A 19629-nucleotide genomic window follows, 5' to 3' on the forward strand; every position below is an offset into this window, starting at 1 on the left:
AAAAATTTGCTATAAATCATGGAAAAAAATAAAGAAAAAATTATTGTAGTTAAAAATCTTACTGTTAAATATGGTTTAAAACAGCAACCTATTATCAAAAATTTTAATTTGGAAATAGATAGTGGAGATCATTTGGCCATAATAGGACCTTCTGGATGTGGAAAGACCACTTTTGCAAAAACATTAGCAAATATATTGCCTGCAAAGGCCACTTCTAAAGGGTATCTATCGATTTCTAATGTAGATCCTAGGAAAATAAACAATAAAGATGCACAATTATTTAGAAGAAAGAATTTTGGATTTATTTATCAAGACTCTATAAAAAAACTTAATCCGCTAATGAGAGTTGGGGATCATTTATATGAATTATTTAAAACACATGATCAAACTAAATCATCTTTAGCTATTAAAAAATTAGTAAGAGAAGTTTTTCAAAAAGTCGGAATTGAAGAAAGTAGACTTGATTCTTTCCCACATCAATTTAGCGGCGGAATGAGACAGAGAGTTTCTATAGCAATGGCACTTGCTTTGAAACCTAAATTATTAATAGCTGATGAACCTACAACAAGCTTAGATACCAAAACAAGTTTTGAAATTATGCAAGAAATAATTCATCTATGTAATGAATTTGATACAACTTTAATTTTAATTAGTCATGATATTAATCTTGCAGCAAAGTGGTGTAAAAAAGTTGCAATAATTGAAAAGGGATTGATTGTTGAAAAAGGGAATATATTAGATATTTTTCAATCACCAAAATCAGATATCGGGAAAAAGTTAGTAAATGCTTCAAAAATAGTATTAGAACCAAATACTAAAAATAATGCTAGAGATGAGGTCGTTCTAGAGGTAAATAACCTAAGACATTGGTATAAATTAAATTCTTCAATTTTCAAGAATAAATGGAATAAGGCTTTAAATGAAGTTAGTTTCAAGTTATATGAGAATGAGACTCTTGGAATAGTTGGTTCTTCAGGGAGTGGTAAAAGTACATTATGTAGGGCTTTAATTGGACTTCTTAAAGTAAGAGGTGGTGAAATCAAAATTTATGATAAAAATCATGCATCGAAAAAAAATAAATCTTTTAAAAAGAACAATAAAGTGCAAATTATTTTTCAAGATCCTTTTTCAAGTTTGAATCCGAAAATGACGATTAAAAATATTTTGGAAGATATATTTTTTATTCAAAAAATTTCAGATAAAAGAAAAATCAAAAAAGAAATAAGATTAATGTTAAGAAATTTAAATCTTCCCTTAAATAATGATTTTTTTAATTCTTATCCTAACCAATTATCTGGTGGTCAATTGCAAAGAATTTCATTGGCCAGGGCGCTATTGTTGAAGCCAAAAATTTTAATTTGTGATGAGAGTGTGAATATGTTGGATGCTTCAGTAAAAATAGAGATTCTTGAATTACTAAGAGTCTTTCAAGAAAAAATGAATTTAACGATTATTTTTATTACCCATGATTTAGGCATCGCTAAAAGATTTTGTAATAGGTTGCTAGTTATGAATAATGGAAAGATAGTTGACGAAGGAGAAAGTTCTACAATATTCACTAAAACTCAAAACCCGTATACAAAATCGCTTCTAAATTCCTCTTTAAATCTTATTTAACTTTAAGAACACTTAGTAATTTTTGAAAATCTAATGGTAATTCTGATTCAAATATCATTTCTTCACCATTTATTGGATGAATAAGTCCAAGCTTGATGGCGTGTAAAGCTTGGCCATCTAATTTACAGGGTAATTTTTTACATCTTCCATATAATGGATCACCCACAATTGGATGATTAATGTGAGCGCAATGAACTCTTATTTGATGTGTTCGCCCCGTATCTAGTTTGAAACTCATTAATGAGTAATTGCCAAATCTTTCTTCTAATTTCCAATAGGTACAGGCATACCTTCCTGAAGTTTCTTCAACTACTTTATATTTCAATCTATTTAATTTATCTCTGCCAATGTTTCCCACTATTTGGCCTTCTTCAGAATTCGGTGCTCCATGAATTACTGCAATATATTCGCGTGATGCTATTTTTTCTTTAATTTGTTTCTGGAGATTTACTAATGCCTCTTGGCTTTTTGCAACAACCATACATCCGGAGGTATCTTTATCTAATCTGTGAACAATCCCAGGTCTTAGTTTCCCATTAATTCCAGGTAGATCTTTACAGTGAAAAAGTAATCCATTCACTAAAGTTCCAGATTTGTGTCCAGGGGCTGGATGAACAATTAGTCCTGATTGTTTATTAATTACTATGATGTGCTCGTCTTCAAAAAGGATATTTAAATCCATTTTTTCAGGTTTCAAATAAACAAGAGGTTCTGGAGGAGGCATCCATATTTGAATATTGTCGCCATTTTTTAATGGGGTCTTTGCTTTCGCAGTCTTATAGTTTACAAGTACTAAACCTGAATTTATAAAATGTTGAATTCTTGCTCTACTTTGTTCTGGCCTTTTACTTACCAACCATCTGTCTAGCCTCATAGGAAGAGGTAGCTCATAAATAATTTCTATAAGCTCACCTTCTCCAATGCCGAAAGAGTTTTGATTATTTAATTCCATAGTGGGACTTCTAAAGCAATTTTACCCAGCATTTGATTTCTATAATCTTCCAATAACTTATGAGACATTCTCCTTTTATCACCTGAGGTATGTTTTGAAGCTGCTTCGTTGATCCAAGCAGAAGGACTCTTAAAGCCTTTGGTAATATCAACTCCATATCTGTTAGATATTTGTTTAACTGAGATATTCGCATTCTTATCTTTGTTGAGAGTGGATATAATTTTGATAAATCCAATTGCGACGCTCTCTATTTCATAAGCAGCTTCTCCAATATCGTCACACAGTGCAAGATTAAGTGCTGATTTTTGATCTTCTAAATTTGGAGGTATAACACCAGGAGCATCTAGCAGATCTATACCACTTTCTAATTTTATCCATCTTAAATTTCGAGTCACGCCTGCTTTCCTAGCGCTATCTACAACTCTTTTTTTTGCAATTCTATTAATTAATGCTGACTTTCCTACGTTTGGGAAACCAAGTGTAAGGGCTCTAATTGGCCTAATTCGCATTCCTCTAGAGAGTCTTCTATCGTCGATTGACGACCTAGAATCTTTGGCTGACTTACAAATTTCTTTAATCCCTATTCCTCTTTTAGCATCACACCAAAGAGGATATTGATCTTTTGAATTAAACCATTTATTCCAACTATTGATTGTATTCGGGGAGATCATATCTGATCTGTTAATGACAAGAATATGTTTTTTATTATTTATCCATTTATTTAAGTGAGGATGTCCTGTTGACAAAGGAATTCGTGCATCTCTAACTTCTATAACTAAATCTACTTTATTGATAACTTCAGATAATTTCTTTTCTGCTTTTGCGATATGGCCTGGGTACCATTGGATTTTGGGTATGTCCACTTCAATAAATCAAATAAAATTTTGTATTCCTTTTAGTTTTTATAACTTTCAAAAGTATTTACTTCTAAATTTTAGTATAAATTTAATAACTAAAAATTTTTATAATCGTTAATTCTTAAAATTTATTAAGGCATAGGTAACAGTAACTACTTTTTAACCCAATAAGCCCAAATTAACGTTAGGGTCTTTAGATTATAAATACAGCTTGTTTAATGTCAAAATTATCTCTTTCCAGTCTTGATAAGACACATTTAGAAGGAAAAAAAGTTCTTGTAAGAGTAGATTTTAATGTTCCATTAAATGAAGACGGTCAAATAACCGACGATACGCGTATTCGTGCAGCGATCCCAACTATTGAATATCTTATTAATCATTCTGCAAAAGTCATTTTAGCTGCTCATTTTGGTAGACCGAAGGGTCAGGTAAACGAAAAAATGAGATTAACTCCAGTAGCAGCAAGATTAAGTGAATTGTTGGGGCAAAATGTTGCTCTTACTAACAGTTGTATTGGTGATGAAGCAGTTGCACAATCAAATAGCTTATCTAATGGAGATGTTCTTTTACTTGAGAATGTTCGTTTTTTGGGTGAAGAGGAAAAGAACGACCTGGAGTTTGCTGAAAAATTAGCATCACATGCAGATATGTATGTAAATGATGCTTTCGGTGCTGCTCATAGAGCGCATGCTTCAACTCAGGGTGTTACAAATTATTTAAGTCCTTCAGTAGCTGGATTCCTTTTAGAAAAAGAATTGAAATACCTACAAGGAGCAGTAGATTCCCCAAATCGTCCATTGGCAGCAATAGTTGGAGGGTCAAAGGTTAGTAGCAAAATAGGAGTACTCGATTCTTTACTAGATAAGTGTGACAAAATCATGATTGGTGGAGGTATGATTTTCACTTTTTATAAAGCTAGAGGTTTAGATGTCGGAAAGAGCCTTGTAGAAGAAGATAAACTCGAGCTTGCTAAAGATTTAGAAGCAAAAGCAAAAGCAAAAGGAGTAGAGTTATTATTACCCACTGATGTTGTTTTGGCTGATGAATTTTCTCCTGACGCCAATAGTAAAATATCTCAAATTGATGCAATTAGTGGGAATTGGATGGGTCTAGATATTGGTCCAGATTCTATTAAAGTTTTTCAGAATGCTCTTGCAGAATGTAAGACAATTATTTGGAATGGTCCAATGGGAGTTTTTGAATTTGATAAATTTGCAGATGGTACAAATGCAATAGCTACGACTCTTGCGGACTTAAGTGCTTTTTCTGAAGTTTGTACAATAATTGGTGGTGGAGATTCAGTTGCAGCAGTTGAAAAAGCAGGTTTAGCAGAGAAAATGTCTCATATATCTACCGGAGGTGGGGCTAGTTTGGAACTTTTAGAAGGTAAAACTTTACCAGGTGTGGCTGCGTTAAACGATGCTTAGGCTATATCTCATCAACAATATCAATGCTCTTTGTGAAAGTAATCATTCCCTCAGGATGAGCTATGATTCCTGACCAAATTTGCATCCCTGGTTTTGAAGGGGCTCTTGTAATTTTAAAAATCCCTCCAGACGCCAATGGTTCCAATAATATTTCTTGTTCAAACAATGAATTAACTTGATGAGGTTTTATAGCTCCAGCAATAATGACTTCTTCAAGAGGCTTATTTAGAATTATATCGATATCGTATTTTGAACCAGTAAGAACTCTATCAGGAATTTTAAAACTAATATCTATTTTTTTATTATCGTTTCTTATTGTGGTGAATAAATTTTTGATAATCCCTTCACTTATTTTTCCATTTACTATTGAAAATAAATAATCAAATTTGGATTCGAGTATATATATTTCTCCGTTAACTATTTTTTCCCCAGAAACTTTTATTCGCAAAATATCTTCATCTGGAATATTAGATTTTAATCTTTTGATCTTCCATTTGCTGTTAGGGAAATCATTAATAATCTTTGAAAATTGTTTTGGAATATTTTGGTTTTCATCATTTCTAAAATTTTTTTTAATAAACTCTAAGTCTCGCTTATTTAATGAGGTTTCTAAATTTCTTATAAAATCAAGTTTTAAAGTTTGCGTTATTGCTGAATATGGGAGAATGAGATAAACAAATAAGTAGAGAGGGAATCCTATATTTCTGAATAAGTTTAAATTCAACATATTTATCATTTATTATTTTCATTCTACTAATTTAAGTTTTTATGTCTAAAAAAAATAATTTATTAGTTGCAGCTAGTGGAACAGGAGGCCATATTTTTCCAGCTTTAGCAGTTTCTAAAGAGGTGGAAGATGAGTGGAATATTCATTGGTTGGGTATTCAGCAAAGACTTGATGCTAATTTGATTCCCCAAAAATATAATTTGAAGACTTTGAATTTAAAGACACCAAGAAAAAATATTTTTTTGTTTTATCAATATATAAAAATTTTAATGTCAACTTTCCAAATAATTAAGATCTTAAAAGAAAAAAAAATTAACTTGGTTTTTACGACTGGAGGTTATATATCTGCCCCTACTATTGTTGCTTCAAAACTACTCAGTATACCTGTCATTATTCATGAATCAAATTTAATTCCAGGAATGGTCACGAAATATTTTGGTTTTTTGTGTAACTATGTTTTTCTAGGATTTAAGAAAACAAATTCTTATTTAAGAAATTGTAAAACTATTTTCACTGGGACTCCTTTAAGAGATCAATTCTATAAATCCCATCCCTTGCCAGAATGGGTCCCAAAAGGAAAAGGACCTCTTTTAATTGTTATGGGAGGTAGCCAAGGAGCAAAAGCTATAAATCAAATTCTTAACGAATCTCTTGAATTTTTAATGAAAAAACAGTTTCGGATAGTTCATATTATTGGCGAATGTAATCAACAATCCTTTAATGTAAAAAATTCCAATAATTATGTTCAAAAGAAATTTACTAATGAAATCGCAGCTTTGATTCAAAACTGTGATCTTGTAATATCGAGATCTGGTGCAGGAACAATAAATGAACTTATAGAAACTGAAAAACCTTCAATTTTAATTCCATTTCCTTATTCTAAAAATAATCACCAGGAAAAAAATGCAATGATTCTTGCTGAAAGTGGAGGATCAGTTTTAATGAATCAAAGTAAAATTTCTAAAGAAGTTTTTGAAGAAACTATAGAAAGAATTTTTAAGAGAAAATCAAAAAATGGAAAATATTACTATGAAATTTTAGATATTATGAAGAAGAATATGGAAAATAATAATAAAATCAAATCTAAAATTGAGATTAGGAAATTTTTTAATTATTTTTTAAAGGAATTCTGAATTTCTTTACATAAAAGAGTGTTATTTTTCCTACTCTGCAAACTTATTCTTGCCCACTTTTCATCCAGAAATCTAAATGAAGTACATTCTCTAAGCAATATTCCCTTATTTTCTAAGTATTTTATATTAGGCGACAAGGATTTTTTACTTTCTATTAAAAAAAAGTTGGTTGAAGAGTTATGAACTTTAAGGTTCTCTATTTTTGATAATTTTTCAAATACTCTTTTTTTTTCAATATTTATCCAGCTGTGAATCTGTTTTGTCCACTGTTCATAGAATTTCTTATTACTTAGTAGATCAATTCCGGCTTTAATAGAAAATGAATTTAAAGGCCAAGGATCTCTATTTATTTCCCATTCTTTTAGTATTTGCGATGAGCCAATAACGTAACCTAATCTAAGACCAGGAATATTGAAGATTTTGGTTAAACTTCTCAAGACTAATAAATTGTCAAATCTTTGGGTTAATGGTATTAAAGATTCTTTCTCTCCATTAGGTGTTATAGATAAGAAAGCTTCATCACAGATAACTAATTTATACTTTTTGACAACTTCCTTCAATGAATTCTTTTCCCATAATTGGCCAGTAGGGTTATGTGGATTTGTTATCCAAATAACATCACCTTTTGGATGCAGAGGAAATGGTTGAGGAAAAATATCATTCCAGTTTTTTGGTAATTCGCAATGTATAAAATTGCTATTCCAACAATTTAAAGATCTTTCATAATCAACAAATGAGGGAGAAGGAATACAACTTATTCCAAATTTGGATGCTTCATAACCTGCCCAGGTTATTAGTTCAGAAGCTCCATTTCCAGGAAGTATATTGTCTGGATTTATCCCATGAAATTTACCGATTATTTCTTTCAGATCATTCAAGTTTCTCTCTGGGTAATATCTAAATCCAAGATTCTTAATTCCAGCATTTAATGAATCTATTAGTATTTGAGGTGGATCAAACGGTACTAAAGAGGCACTTGCGTCAATAATTTCAGAGGGTAATAAATTTAATTTTTTTGCATTTGCATATACATTCCCTCCATGCTTTAAGTTTGATATTTGCATGGCTAATGTTGAGTAATCATTAGTTTTCGGATTGTTCATTATTTATTTTCTAATTTTTATTTAACCCATTTTAAATCTGATCCAATGGCCTCTTTTATATTAGATAATTGATGTTTATTGAGTTGCTTTAAAATACCTGCCAGTATATTGGGGACTAATTGTGGCCCCTTATATATCCATCCCGTATAAAGTTGAATTAATGATGCTCCAGAACAAATTCTTTCCCAAGCCGACTCTGGACTATCTATTCCTCCAACGCCAATTAAAATAATTTTTTTATCAATATTATGAATATGTTTTATTATTTGATTTGCTTTTTTTTGTAGAGGCTTTCCACTTAATCCTCCATTTTCTTCAGAAAGTAATAATCCTGTTTGAATGATCTTCCTATTTTCAAGACCTAATCTATCTATGCTGGTGTTAGTAGCAATTATCCCATCGATATTTTCCTCAATTATTAACTGGCAAATATCTTCAATATCTTTAAGGCTTAAATCTGGCGCAATTTTTACAAATAATGGTGGACAATTAGCTAAGTTTTTAATTTCTCTAAGAAGTTCTTTTAGAAGAATCGGATCTTGCAACTTTCTTAGTCCTTCAGTATTTGGAGAACTTACGTTTATTGCTGCATAATCACAATATGGAATTAATAATTTTAGAGAAGTTAAATAATCATCTTTTGCTTGAGATAAATCTGTAATTTTAGACTTGCCAAAATTTATCCCTAAACAAATATTCTTTCTATTTTTTTTAAACTCAATTCCTTGTTCTACAAAGTTTTTAACTAGATTTTCAGCACCATTGTTATTAAAACCCATTCTATTTAATGCTGCTTCTTCCTCCGCCAATCTAAACAACCTTGGTTTGGGATTTCCATTCTGAGCAAATTTGGTTACTGTACCAAGTTCGGCAAATCCAAAACCAAAATCTTTCCATACATTTGCAGCATTTCCATTTTTGTCGAAACCCGCAGCTAAACCAATTGGATTACAAAAATTTATTCCACATATGTTCTGATTTAACCTTTTATCAACTACAGAAAATTCTTCATTTAGATTTTTTAAGATAGAAGATACTATAGGCCAATTATATTTTCTTGAACTGAATGATAGGAGACTAAGAGATAAATTTGTTAAGTATTCTGCATCAATTCCAGAGTCTTTTTTTAATACAGGGGTAATCAAGTTTTTATAAAGATTTTTAAATCCCCCCTTCTGATCATTCATAAAAAATTAGGCTTCTTTTTTTTCTATTATCCAATATTTTTTATCTTTAGGAATCAATCTCCAATTACGCCATTCAAAAAGTGAATATTGTTTTATCTTTAAGTGGTTTTCATTACCTAATAAGATTTCTAGTTCAGGTGAACTTAACAGGTACTTTTTTTCTGCAAATTTTTGAATTAATTCATTGCGGGAAAATAATTCCTGAATTTCTGCGGGTGCATTTTTTTCAAAAAAATCAACTGAGGATTCTACTTTTTTTAAGTTACTTTCTATAGATATACCTTTGCTGTAATTAGTTGCAATTTTATCAACCCTATCATTTTGTTTATCTCCGCTATGACCTTTAACATATTCCATTATTAGGCCATTAATTCTTAATTGATCAATTTTTTGCCATAGATCAAGATTTTGAACTGGTTTCCCTGAACTTGTTTTCCATCCATTTTTCTTCCAATTAATAATCCATTTTGTATAACCCTCTATGACATATTTACTATCAGTTCTTAGTTTAAAGTTCTCTTTTAATTTGTAGGTTTTTAATTTCTCAAGAGTTTTTATAGCCGCAGTGAGTTCCATTCTATTATTAGTAGTATTTTGCTCGGAACCACCTATTTCTAATTCGCTGTTATCTTCAAAAATTATTAAACCGCCCCAACCACCTGGGCCTGGATTACCACTGCAAGCTCCATCTGTTGCGGCTTCAATCGCAATACTATCACCATTCATAATTTTTGAAGCCGATATTAAGGTTATCGGCTTGAAAAAATGTACTCTTATTTAAGTGTAACTTTACCGCCAGCTTCTTCAATCTCTTTTTTTAAAGATTCAGCATCTGCTTTGGCAATTCCTTCTTTTACTGTTTTTGGTGCAGATTCAACAAGTGCTTTTGCATCGCCAAGACCTAGACCAGTTGCATTTCTTACAACTTTAAGTACTTTGATTTTTGCAGCTGCATCAAAGCTTTCGAGAACTACATCAAATTCAGTTTTTTCTTCAGCAGCGCCACCATCTGCGTCACCGCCAGCTGCTCCTGGAGCTGCCATTACTACACCTGCAGAAGCTGCAGCAGATACACCAAAAGCCTCTTCAATTTGCTTTACAAGCTCAGATGCTTCTAAAAGTGATAAAGATTTTAATGATTCAAGAATTTCTTCAGTTTTTGCGGACATTTTCTTAAAAGTTAATTAGGGTTTTGATTTAAGATTCTGATTTTTCAGAATGTTGTTTAAGTGATCTAGCAATTCCAGAAGGCACTTCATTGATAGAGATCGCAATTTTTGTTGCTACGCCATTTAGAGCGCCAGCAATTTTTGCCATCAATACTTCTTTAGATGGAAGACTTGCAATTTCTTTTATTTCAGAATCGCTAAGAAGTCTGCCTTCAAATAAAGCTCCTTTGGTCTCGGATTTTTTGGTGTCTTTTTGAAAAGATTGGATTGCTTTTACAGCACCACCAACATCTTCTTTAATTAACACAAAAGCATTGGTTCCGGACAGTAAAGATTCAAGATCATTCCAATTACTATCTCCATCAATAGCTTTGCGCATTAATGAATTTTTAGTAACTTTGCAGATGCCGTTAGTCGTTTGCAATCTAGATCGCAAATCTGACATCTCTTTGATAGTTAAACCTTTATAGTCAAGAACTACAGCCATTTCCGAGTCGTCTAAAAGAGATTTAATCTCAGTAACGATTTTTTGCTTATTCTCTAGTGTTCGGCCCATTGATGTTTTTTGGATCGTAATTTAGGGAGAGCAGGAAATGCGGCAAAGTTCTTTTAAAGAGGCCGCTTTTATTAGATCCAAAAAGAAATAATTTAAGACGAGTCCTCGGTAGGAATTAAAAATTTAGAATAACTAAATCAACCTACTTTCTTTGGCCGTATTATTGCAATTTAAATTATACTACAAAGCGTTAACCTTCAGGTTGGTAATCTTGTACAGCATTTATGTCTAATTGAACTGAAGGCCCCATTGTTGAAGTTACATAAAAAGTTTTCCAATACTTTCCTTTAGCTCCACTTGGTTTATTTTTATCAATTGATTCTTGTAAGGTTTTTAAGTTGTCAAAAAGAGCCTCTTTTGTGAAACTTGCTTTTCCAAAGCGGACATGAACGATTCCAGCCTTATCTGCTCTAAATTCGAGCTTACCAGCTTTGAATTCTTTTATTGCATTAGCAATGTCATTAGTTACTGTCCCAGCTTTAGGATTAGGCATTAAACCTCTAGGTCCCAAAACTCTTCCTAATTTTGCAACCTTTGGCATCATATCTGGAGTTGCAATGAGTAGATCAAACTCCATATTTCCTTTGTTGATGCTTTCTACAAGATCTTCTTCTCCAAATAAATCTGCACCAGCAGCCTTAGCTTTCGATACATTCTCACCGCTTGTAATTACTGCAATTTTGATGCTTTGGCCAGTACCATGCGGTAATGCAACAGTGGTCCTTAATTGTTGATCAGTATATTTTGGATCAATACCTAGACGTATATGTGCTTCAATAGTTTCATCAAATTTTGCATTAGCATTTTCCTTGATAATACTAAGAGCTTCAAGTGGTGCGTAAATGCGATCTTCTATCTTTGTTGATAGAGCCGCCATTCTTTTAGATAGTTTTTTCATAATAATATTGGGTGCAAACGGTTATTGACTAACCTCCCCTAAATAGTGTGAAATTGTGTATTGAACTTATTCAGTGATAGAGACGCCCATATTACGAGCAGTACCCTCAATTACTTTCATTGCTGATTCAACACTAGAACAGTTTAGATCAGGAAGCTTAGTTTTGGCTATTTCCTCTAATTGAGCTTTACTTATATTCCCAACAGAGCCTTTTGCAGATTCACCTGAACCTTTCTCTATACCAGCTGCTTTTGTTATTAAGACGGAAGCAGGAGGTGTTTTTGTGATAAAAGTAAAGCTTCTATCTTCAAAAACAGAAATCTCGACTGGAATTACAAAACCTGCTTTATCTTGTGTCCTTGCGTTGTATTCTTTGCAAAATGCCATGATATTGACACCATGTTGTCCTAAAGCTGGCCCTACAGGAGGAGCAGGATTTGCTTTGCCTGCTTGTAGAGCAAGCTTGATAACTGCAACAATTTTTTTTGCCATTAGATTAGAGAATTTAAGCTGGAGTAGAAAATCATAATTTTACTCGATAAACAAGAACAATTAGAAATTAATTTTGTTTATTGATTTGGGAGAATTCTAATTCTACAGGAGTCTCGCGCCCAAATATTGAAAGTAATGCTTTTAATTTATTTCTTTCTCCGGAAACTTCTATAACTTCTCCCTGGAAATCCTTGAATGGACCGCTAGTTACAATGATTCTATCTTTTTCTTCAATATCTAATTTGATTACAGCTTTTTTCTCTGATGCGCGCTTAAAGATTCTATTAACTTCTTGTCTTGATAATGGTCGAGGTTTGATATGACCTCGCGATCTTCCGCTGCCTCTACCGTCTTCAGCACCAACAAAGTTAATTACATTTGGAGTACTTTTAACAGCCATCATTGTATCTTCATCCAAAATCATTCTTACGAGGACATAACCTGGGAAAACTTTTTCTTCAGTAGTTTGTCTGCTTCCATCTTTTTTTAATTTAATTCCTGGAGTTTGAGGGATTTCAATTTCAATGATTCTATTATTAACACCTAAAGTTACCGATCTCTGCTCAAGAGTCGCTTTTACTTTTTTTTCACAGCTTGATGCTACTTGAACTGCATACCATCTTGCGATGTTTGTATTTGCTTTTGAAGAAGCAAGGTTTGTAGTTAATTCATTACTCATTTTTTCTGGAAGCTTAATTAAAATGTTTATCAATGGATATTCGGGAGATAATTCAACCAAAAATTTGCGAAGCTGCCCATCCATAGAATCTGCTAACAGAAGCAATGGCTGCAGCAGAAAAAGATACCATAATTATAACTGCTACTGATTCGCTAAAAAGTTGTTGTTTGTTAGGCCACACGACAAGTTTAAGTTCATCGTAGGTAGATCTAAAAAAATTATTCTTTTTTTTAGGCTCTTCAACTTCAGGAGAATCCTTTTTAAGAGGTTCTTTATTAGTAGTAGGACTTGTCACAAAATTTTTTTGAAATTAAGCTTTATGCTTTATTTTTTATTTTAGCTTATTGATTTACTCCTCAGCTAGGTTTGAAAACGATCTCATCTTTTTTAGCAGGGTTTAGTTTAATTGTTATATTTTTTTTATTTTTGAAGTTATCCTCTAAAAGTTTTGCAGCCAAGGGATTTTCTATTTGTCTTCTAAGTTCCCTGCTAAGTGGCCTAGCACCATATTCAGGTTCGTAAGAATCGTTTGCAATTTTATCGATAACTTTTTTGTCTATAGCGATATTTATTTTCTGCTCAAGTAGCAGGTTCTTTAAATCTTCTGTTTGTAGAATGATTATTTTTCGAAGTTCATCAATAGACAATGGATCAAACTTTACCACTTCGTCAATTCTATTTAAAAATTCAGGTCTAAAAATTGAAGACAATGCATTACTAATGGAATCATCTAGAGTTTGTTGATCTTTTTCTAACTTTCCCTCACTTTTAGAAATCTTTTGTGAATACTCCAGTATAGATTTACCAGCTAGGTTACTTGTCATAATGATTACCGTATTTTTGAAATCTACGGTCCTTCCTTGAGAGTCCGTTAATCTTCCCTCATCTAAGACTTGCAGAAGGACATTAAATACTTCTGCATGTGCTTTTTCTATCTCATCAAGAAGTATTACTGAATAGGGTTTACGTCTTACAGCTTCAGTTAATTGACCTCCCTCTTCATAACCAACATAACCTGGGGGAGCTCCTAAAAGTCTTGCTACGGCATTTTTCTCCATATATTCACTCATGTCTAATCTTAAAAGTGCGTCTTCTTCATCAAATAAAACTCTTGCAAGAGATTTTGCTAATTCTGTTTTACCAACACCAGTAGGACCCATAAATAAAAAAGATCCAATAGGTCTTTTGGGACTTTTCATACCAACTCGAGCTCTTCTAATTGCAGCAGAAACAGCTTCTATGGCTTTTTCTTGTCCAATAACTTTTTCACTTAGTTCTGTTTCTAGATTGACTAATTTCTTACGTTCATTTGAAACTACTTTAGAAATTGGAATACCTGTGATTTTTGATATAACATCTGCAATATCATCAGGTTCAACTTGATATTTAAAAGGGAAATTTCTATTTTTTTTTATTTTATTAAAGTTCTCTTCAAGTTTTTGTATGTCATTCTCTATTTCATTTAACTCCTCTTCAAGCTTTTCTAAATAATCTAGATCATTTTCAATTTTGCGATTTGATTTATCTTTAATTTGTTTGGTTAGCTTATCTTCTTCTTTCATTAAAATAGATAATTCTTCCATTTCTTCACGTAAATTGTTCCAATTTCCCAAAAGAACGTTCAATTTTGCCTCTGTTTGTTGTCTATTATTCAATAGTTTTTCTTGAGCTTCGATATTTTCTCCTTGCAAATTATTCAATTTTTCATCAATAGTATTAAGTTTGTTTTCTTGTTGGAGAATGATTTGTGGCATATTATTAGACTCGATTTTCAACTGTGCAGCTGCTTCATCAATTAAATCTATTGCACTATCAGGGAGACATTTATCGCTGATGTATCTGTCGGCTAATTTTGCAGAATAGTTTACAGCCTCTTCAGAAATTTTTATGCCATGATGTGATTCATATTTCTTTTTGATCCCTTGTATTATTTTTGCGCTTAATTCTACTGAAGGTTCATTAACAGCTATCTTTTGAAAGCAATTATTTAATGCCTGATCTTTTTCAATAGTTTCACGAAATTTCTCAGGTGTTGTTGTACCTATACATCTAAGTTCTCCTTCAGCTAGTAAAGGTTTTAAGATATTACTGATGTCGGTAGAAGATCTGTCAGAACTTAATATTGAGTGAATTTCATCAATAAATAGAATCATTCCTTGGTTTGGATTATTTAGTTCCTGCATTATTAAGCTTAGTCTTTCCTCTAGTTGACCTCTAAATTTGGTCCCAGAAACTAATGCACCTAAATCAAGTGAAATAATTTTTAAGTCCTTTAAAGTATCAGGAACTTTTTTGTCTACGATTAATTGAGCAAGTAATTTTGCAATTGAGGTTTTACCAACTCCAGGATTGCCAATAAGTATAGGGTTATTTTTGTTTCTTCTGCAGAGTATTCTCATTAAATTATTGATCTCATTTTCTCTTCCTAAAACAGGATCCAGTAAGCCTTTTTTAGCTGATTCTGTTAAATCTTTTCCATAAATTGAAAGAGCATTTTCATCTTTTCCAACTTGTTTTTTGGTTTCAATTTGAAGTTCACTTTTCGGTAATGGAACAATAGCTTTTTTTAATTTTTCTTCTTTTACAAAAGTCTCGTTAGTAGCGATGTTTGATTCAAAATTAGATTGATTATTTATTTCAATTACATTCCCATAATTAAAAGAATCTTTTGTTTGATTAATATTTGGGAAAAACTTTAATTCTTCTTCTAATTTTTCCATCGAAAGGTTTCCTTCTTCAAAAACATAATTTCCAATTCTTAAATCTCTTCCAAGAGCAATTAGTAAATGAGGGATTTCTATTAATCTCGATCCCCATTGAGTCTTAATCTGATTCGCGTTATCTAATAAAATTTCTAAATCTTCTCCGATAGTAAAAATATCTGACTCATTTGTTGGTGTCTCTTCTAAAAAATCTTCCGTTATGTCTAAAACTGTATCTTGGTCGATTGATAATTTTTCAACGAAGGCAAAGAATTCACTTGATGAGAACAATGTATGAATTATGTGTTCAATATTAAATTCGCTATGATCCCATTTTTTTGCGGTTGCTTCCCCTAATAAAAGAAGATTCCAACTAATATCACTAAATAGTTCAGGACTGGATGTAAGTGTTTCTCTCATAAACTATAAAACTATAGTTGATTATTAATTAATATTCTAAATAGGATCTGCATTAATAATCATCCAAAAATTTTCAAATTGTAAGATGAATTTGAAAATTATTTTGATGAGAGGATTTGCGGTAACTTTAGAATGAAAAAAACGTTAAATAATATCTAAGCTCTTATAAAATTTCAAATTATAGTTGGTTAACAAATATATTTCAGATATTAGCCAAATAGTTCAGCTATTAATAGGATTTAAATAGTAATAATTAAATTGTGAAAGAAACTATTGATTTTCTTATTGATACTGTTGAAGCAAGGCAAGTCCTTGATTCAAGAGGTAATCCAACTGTGGAGGCAGAAGTATTTTTGGAATGTGGTGCAAGTGGTAGAGCAATTGTTCCCAGCGGAGCTAGCACTGGTGCTCATGAGGCACATGAATTAAGAGATGGTGGTTCGAAATATATGGGGAAAGGCGTTTTGAATGCTGTTAATAAAATTCATGAAACAATATCGCCTGCTTTATGTGGTTTGTCATCTTTAGATCAAACTACAGTAGATAAATTAATGATTGAAATTGATGGAACTCCTAATAAGTCTAACCTTGGAGCAAATTCAATCCTTGCAGTAAGTCTTGCAACTGCTAGAGCGTCAGCAAATGCTTTAGACATTCCCCTATATAGATATCTTGGAGATCCATTATCCAATCTTCTTCCAGTCCCATTGATGAATGTAATAAATGGTGGTGCTCATGCACCAAATAGTCTTGATTTTCAGGAATTTATGCTTGTTCCACATGGAGTTAATAATTTCAGTGAATCATTAAGAATGGGGACTGAAATTTTTCACTCATTAAAATCATTACTTGATCAAAAAGGTCTATCTACTGCTGTAGGCGATGAGGGTGGATTTGCCCCGAATTTGTCATCAAGCGAAGAAGCAGGGGACTTATTATTAGAAGCAATTCAAAAAGCCGGATTTAAGCCTGGTGAACAGGTATCTTTAGCTTTAGATGCTGCTAGTACTGAATTTTATAGTGATGGTATTTATAAATATGAAGGTAAAAATTTAAATAGTTCTGAAATGATTTCATATCTTTCAAGATTAGTGTCTAATTATCCCATAGTTTCAATAGAGGATGGTTTAGCTGAGGATGATTGGGAGGGTTGGTCAGAATTAAACAAAGAATTAGGGAATAAAGTTCAGCTTGTAGGTGATGATTTATTCGTTACTAATACAGAAAGATTACGGAAAGGGATTATAGAAAAATCTGCCAATTCAATCCTAATAAAGGTAAATCAAATTGGAACATTAACTGAAACTTTGGAAGCTATTGAGTTAGCTAAAATGTCTGGTTTCACAAGTGTTATTAGTCATAGAAGTGGTGAGACTGAAGATACAACAATTGCAGATTTATCTGTCGCCACAAGATCGGGTCAGATCAAGACTGGTTCTTTGAGCAGAAGTGAAAGGATTGCAAAATATAATAGGCTTTTAAAAATTGAGGAGGAATTAGGAAATCAAGCAAGATTCGCTGGAGCTCTAGGTTTAGGTCCCAAAAATATATAGTTTTTTAGCGCTTAAGTTTTTCTAAACGTGAGCCTTTTCTCATACTTAATTGGCACTTTATCCAATCAATACTAATTGGTAGTGCAAAAAAAAGTGGCAACAATGCAAAATTATTTTGTTTGTTGGTTACAAGTAAAGCAGATGCAATTGATAAGCTTCCTATGAGAATTGAATGGCCTAAAGTTTTTTGAGCAGTAAACATTTTTTTGAATTGCCTATCAGACTCTCCCATTCTTATTTGTAATTGTAAATCGCCCTGTTCTAATCTTTCTAAACTTTCATCTATTCTTTTGGGAATCCCAACCGCTTTTGATCCTAGTTCACCTACTTGCCTTCCAAATTGGTTAATTAAATCGTTGGGAGTTTGATTATTTGAGGTCATAAGTTCTATTAAATAAGGCTTGGTAACTGATACAAGGTTAAACCCTGGATCAAGCATTCTACCAACTCCTTCAAAAGTTGATAAAGCTCTCATAACAAAGATTAAATCTACTGGTAGTTGAAATGGCGTTTCATAAACAAGTTCGTATAAATCTCCAGATAATTTTTCAATAATATTTGGACTAAATGGGGGGGTTAAGGCTTCCTTCAGCATCAATCTGACTAATCTTCTGACTGGTCCTACATCAATATCTTTTGAAATTAGTCCAGCTTGTTGTAATTGACTAACAAGTGATGAGGAGTCTCTTAAAGCAGCAGCCTTAACCATTCCCCCTAATCTTGTTTGAAGATTATTTGAGATATTGCCCATCATTCCAAAATCATAAAAAATCAATTTACCCTCATTTGAAACTGCTAGATTCCCTGGATGAGGGTCTGCATGAAAAAAACCGTAATTTACTAATTGTTTTAAATAGCTGATTGCACCTATTTCTGCAATTTTAGATAAATCAATTTCTTGAGATCGTAATTTTTCTAAATCGCTTATTTTTGTTCCTTCTACATAACTTAAGCAAAGGACTTTTTCACTGCTCATATCCCAAATTACTTCAGGAACTTCAACATTGTCATCGTCAAGAAATTGCTGTCTAAATCTTGCTGCATATTGTGCTTCACAATTAAAATCAAGCTCTTTCATGAGAACTTTTCTACACTCTTTAGCAATCTCAACCCAGTTTCTACCTCGACTCCAATTCTTATTTTTCTGCAACAATCCTGCTATTTGCTGCATTATGCCCAAATCGATAATAAATAATTCTTTTAAATTGGGTCTTTGAACTTTAAATACTACTTTCTTACCATCTTTTAAAGTCGCCCTATGAACCTGAGCTAATGATGCTGATCCAACCGGATCAAATATTATTTGATCTATTTCATGAAACTTCGATCCTAGTTCATCTCTTATAGTTTCTTCAACTTGCGCAAATGAAAAATTAGGAACTTGATCCTGCAATTTAGATAATTCCTGTATCCAGGTATTAGGAATTAAATCAGGCCTCGCTGATAATAATTGTCCAATTTTAATAAATGCTGATCCAAGCTTTATTAATTGATTAGTAAACCACCTAGCTCTTTTATTTTGGACCCTACTTTTTTCATCACTCTTAGTTTGGAAAATTGTAAATCTAATATTATCTATCCACAAATTTATTAAAAGCGAAATCAGAGTTATCCAAATGACAAAGGCCCTCTTCAATTTTTTTAAGCGATAATGAAAAATGTGATAACTCATTTAATTTTGATTATTTATAGTTTTATTAAGGAGATCAATTTGCTTATTGATACCCTCAATTTCATTTAAAACTTTTTTTATTTTGGAATCTTGATAAGTATTTGAGGACTCATTATCTTGAATATTTTCCGCTTTTTCCATCCTTGAGGCTTCTTCGATTATGGATTCTTTCAAACTATCAAATTCTTTTTTGAGAATTTCTGGAGCATCCTGAGCAATATTTGTTGCTTCTTCAATTTTTTCAACTAATATCTCGTTTAATTTTTCAGTTACTTTCTTAATGGCAGCTTTTAAAAGGTAGTCAGAGTTGGTCATAAACAATATATTGTTTCTACGGCAATTGTTTTTTCGATATGAACTAATAATAGATCAATACAGAACATTTCAGGTAACAGAATATTTTGATAATAAATTTTTTATGTTTTTCCTATGTAAGTTTGTTTCTATATTATGCTTTTTTCTCTTTTTTCTTTTAACTTATATTT

19 protein-coding genes are annotated in these 19629 nt (G+C 32.0%); 4 read left to right on the forward strand and 15 right to left on the reverse strand.

The genetic code is table 11. From position 1 onward, the window contains the following. Positions 1 to 18: 18 nt before the first annotated feature. Positions 19 to 1617: an ABC transporter ATP-binding protein gene (locus tag AMO19_RS04350; RefSeq protein WP_075507478.1), complete on the forward strand. Its 1599-nt coding sequence runs from the start codon at positions 19 to 21 to the stop codon at positions 1615 to 1617. On the opposite strand, the gene AMO19_RS04355 is transcribed toward AMO19_RS04350, so the two are convergent. Both AMO19_RS04355 and ylqF read right to left on the reverse strand, forming a co-directional pair. Then, positions 1610 to 2569 (reverse strand): RluA family pseudouridine synthase, encoded by a 960-nt coding sequence (locus AMO19_RS04355; protein WP_075507479.1) that lies wholly within the window; start codon positions 2567 to 2569, stop codon positions 1610 to 1612. The genes AMO19_RS04350 and AMO19_RS04355 overlap by 8 nt on opposite strands. Continuing rightward, positions 2560 to 3432, reverse strand: coding sequence for a ribosome biogenesis GTPase YlqF (ylqF, locus tag AMO19_RS04360; protein ID WP_075507480.1), 873 nt, complete (start codon positions 3430 to 3432; stop codon positions 2560 to 2562). Before ylqF ends, AMO19_RS04355 begins: the two co-directional genes overlap by 10 nt. Positions 3433 to 3644: 212 nt before the next feature. On the opposite strand from ylqF, the gene AMO19_RS04365 reads away from it, so the two are divergent. Next, positions 3645 to 4853: a phosphoglycerate kinase gene (locus AMO19_RS04365; RefSeq protein ID WP_075507481.1), complete on the forward strand. Its 1209-nt coding sequence runs from the start codon at positions 3645 to 3647 to the stop codon at positions 4851 to 4853. 1 nt (position 4854) lies between these two features. Here the strand turns inward: AMO19_RS04365 and AMO19_RS04370 are convergent, their stop codons facing one another. Beyond that, positions 4855 to 5580 (reverse strand): hypothetical protein, encoded by a 726-nt coding sequence (locus AMO19_RS04370; RefSeq protein WP_075507482.1) that lies wholly within the window; start codon positions 5578 to 5580, stop codon positions 4855 to 4857. Between the two features lie 41 nt (positions 5581 to 5621). Between AMO19_RS04370 and AMO19_RS04375 the strand changes: the two genes are divergently transcribed. Continuing rightward, complete coding sequence (locus AMO19_RS04375) at positions 5622 to 6713, forward strand: UDP-N-acetylglucosamine--N-acetylmuramyl-(pentapeptide) pyrophosphoryl-undecaprenol N-acetylglucosamine transferase (RefSeq protein WP_075507483.1); 1092 nt, start codon at positions 5622 to 5624, stop codon at positions 6711 to 6713. Here the strand turns inward: AMO19_RS04375 and AMO19_RS04380 are convergent. From AMO19_RS04380 to AMO19_RS04425, 10 genes are all read right to left on the reverse strand, one after another. Beyond that, complete coding sequence (locus AMO19_RS04380; protein ID WP_075507484.1) at positions 6692 to 7816, reverse strand: pyridoxal phosphate-dependent aminotransferase; 1125 nt, start codon at positions 7814 to 7816, stop codon at positions 6692 to 6694. The genes AMO19_RS04375 and AMO19_RS04380 overlap by 22 nt on opposite strands. Positions 7817 to 7833: 17 nt before the next feature. Continuing rightward, on the reverse strand, positions 7834 to 9003 hold the full coding sequence (locus AMO19_RS04385; RefSeq protein ID WP_075507485.1) for a quinone-dependent dihydroorotate dehydrogenase: 1170 nt from the start codon (positions 9001 to 9003) through the stop codon (positions 7834 to 7836). 6 nt (positions 9004 to 9009) lie between these two features. Continuing rightward, positions 9010 to 9729 (reverse strand): ribonuclease HI, encoded by a 720-nt coding sequence (gene rnhA, locus AMO19_RS04390; protein WP_075507486.1) that lies wholly within the window; start codon positions 9727 to 9729, stop codon positions 9010 to 9012. 47 nt (positions 9730 to 9776) lie between these two features. Continuing rightward, the gene (gene rplL / locus AMO19_RS04395) at positions 9777 to 10172 is read right to left on the reverse strand and encodes a 50S ribosomal protein L7/L12 (protein WP_011817694.1); all 396 of its coding nucleotides are present in this window, start codon (positions 10170 to 10172) and stop codon (positions 9777 to 9779) included. Positions 10173 to 10200: 28 nt separating this feature from the next. Beyond that, the gene (gene rplJ / locus AMO19_RS04400) at positions 10201 to 10728 is read right to left on the reverse strand and encodes a 50S ribosomal protein L10 (RefSeq protein ID WP_075507487.1); all 528 of its coding nucleotides are present in this window, start codon (positions 10726 to 10728) and stop codon (positions 10201 to 10203) included. A 190-nt stretch (positions 10729 to 10918) separates the two neighbouring features. After that, a complete protein-coding gene (gene rplA / locus AMO19_RS04405; RefSeq protein ID WP_029968747.1) occupies positions 10919 to 11626 on the reverse strand; it encodes a 50S ribosomal protein L1 in 708 nt (235 codons plus the stop codon). Positions 11627 to 11692: 66 nt separating this feature from the next. Then, positions 11693 to 12118, reverse strand: coding sequence for a 50S ribosomal protein L11 (gene rplK, locus AMO19_RS04410; RefSeq protein ID WP_075507488.1), 426 nt, complete (start codon positions 12116 to 12118; stop codon positions 11693 to 11695). Between the two features lie 67 nt (positions 12119 to 12185). After that, on the reverse strand, positions 12186 to 12797 hold the full coding sequence (gene nusG, locus AMO19_RS04415; protein WP_075507580.1) for a transcription termination/antitermination protein NusG: 612 nt from the start codon (positions 12795 to 12797) through the stop codon (positions 12186 to 12188). Positions 12798 to 12849: 52 nt separating this feature from the next. After that, entirely contained in the window at positions 12850 to 13092 is a 243-nt protein-coding gene (gene secE / locus AMO19_RS04420) for a preprotein translocase subunit SecE (protein WP_011817698.1), read from the reverse strand. A 61-nt stretch (positions 13093 to 13153) separates the two neighbouring features. Further along, positions 13154 to 15919, reverse strand: a complete 2766-nt coding sequence (locus AMO19_RS04425) for an ATP-dependent Clp protease ATP-binding subunit (RefSeq protein ID WP_075507489.1) — start codon at positions 15917 to 15919, stop codon at positions 13154 to 13156. A gap of 260 nt (positions 15920 to 16179) precedes the next feature. Between AMO19_RS04425 and eno the strand changes: the two genes are divergently transcribed. Continuing rightward, a complete protein-coding gene (gene eno, locus AMO19_RS04430; RefSeq protein ID WP_075507490.1) occupies positions 16180 to 17472 on the forward strand; it encodes a phosphopyruvate hydratase in 1293 nt (430 codons plus the stop codon). 4 nt (positions 17473 to 17476) lie between these two features. On the opposite strand, the gene AMO19_RS04435 is transcribed toward eno, so the two are convergent. Together AMO19_RS04435 and AMO19_RS04440 are read right to left on the reverse strand one after the other, a co-directional pair. Further along, the gene (locus AMO19_RS04435) at positions 17477 to 19144 is read right to left on the reverse strand and encodes an ABC1 kinase family protein (RefSeq protein ID WP_075507491.1); all 1668 of its coding nucleotides are present in this window, start codon (positions 19142 to 19144) and stop codon (positions 17477 to 17479) included. Beyond that, on the reverse strand, positions 19145 to 19459 hold the full coding sequence (locus tag AMO19_RS04440; protein WP_075507492.1) for a hypothetical protein: 315 nt from the start codon (positions 19457 to 19459) through the stop codon (positions 19145 to 19147). Positions 19460 to 19629: the final 170 nt, after the last annotated feature.

Origin of the sequence: Prochlorococcus marinus, assembly GCF_001180245.1 — a bacterium.
Taxonomy (GTDB): domain Bacteria; phylum Cyanobacteriota; class Cyanobacteriia; order PCC-6307; family Cyanobiaceae; genus Prochlorococcus_A; species Prochlorococcus_A marinus_F.

Bases quoted from the DNA above. Each gene is read 5' to 3' on its own strand.
- rnhA (WP_075507486.1), bottom strand. From the start codon at position 9,729: ATGAATGGTGATAGTATTGCGATTGAAGCCGCAACAGATGGAGCTTGC.
- AMO19_RS04380 (WP_075507484.1), bottom strand. From the start codon at position 7,816: ATGAACAATCCGAAAACTAATGATTACTCAACATTAGCCATGCAAATA.
- AMO19_RS04370 (WP_075507482.1), bottom strand. From the start codon at position 5,580: ATGTTGAATTTAAACTTATTCAGAAATATAGGATTCCCTCTCTACTTA.
- AMO19_RS04375 (WP_075507483.1), top strand. From the start codon at position 5,622: ATGTCTAAAAAAAATAATTTATTAGTTGCAGCTAGTGGAACAGGAGGC.
- AMO19_RS04365 (WP_075507481.1), top strand. From the start codon at position 3,645: ATGTCAAAATTATCTCTTTCCAGTCTTGATAAGACACATTTAGAAGGA.
- rplJ (WP_075507487.1), bottom strand. From the start codon at position 10,728: ATGGGCCGAACACTAGAGAATAAGCAAAAAATCGTTACTGAGATTAAA.
- AMO19_RS04355 (WP_075507479.1), bottom strand. From the start codon at position 2,569: ATGGAATTAAATAATCAAAACTCTTTCGGCATTGGAGAAGGTGAGCTT.
- rplK (WP_075507488.1), bottom strand. From the start codon at position 12,118: ATGGCAAAAAAAATTGTTGCAGTTATCAAGCTTGCTCTACAAGCAGGC.
- AMO19_RS04385 (WP_075507485.1), bottom strand. From the start codon at position 9,003: ATGAATGATCAGAAGGGGGGATTTAAAAATCTTTATAAAAACTTGATT.
- rplL (WP_011817694.1), bottom strand. From the start codon at position 10,172: ATGTCCGCAAAAACTGAAGAAATTCTTGAATCATTAAAATCTTTATCA.
- nusG (WP_075507580.1), bottom strand. From the start codon at position 12,797: ATGAGTAATGAATTAACTACAAACCTTGCTTCTTCAAAAGCAAATACA.
- AMO19_RS04440 (WP_075507492.1), bottom strand. From the start codon at position 19,459: ATGACCAACTCTGACTACCTTTTAAAAGCTGCCATTAAGAAAGTAACT.
- rplA (WP_029968747.1), bottom strand. From the start codon at position 11,626: ATGAAAAAACTATCTAAAAGAATGGCGGCTCTATCAACAAAGATAGAA.
- AMO19_RS04350 (WP_075507478.1), top strand. From the start codon at position 19: ATGGAAAAAAATAAAGAAAAAATTATTGTAGTTAAAAATCTTACTGTT.
- AMO19_RS04435 (WP_075507491.1), bottom strand. From the start codon at position 19,144: ATGAGTTATCACATTTTTCATTATCGCTTAAAAAAATTGAAGAGGGCC.
- AMO19_RS04425 (WP_075507489.1), bottom strand. From the start codon at position 15,919: ATGAGAGAAACACTTACATCCAGTCCTGAACTATTTAGTGATATTAGT.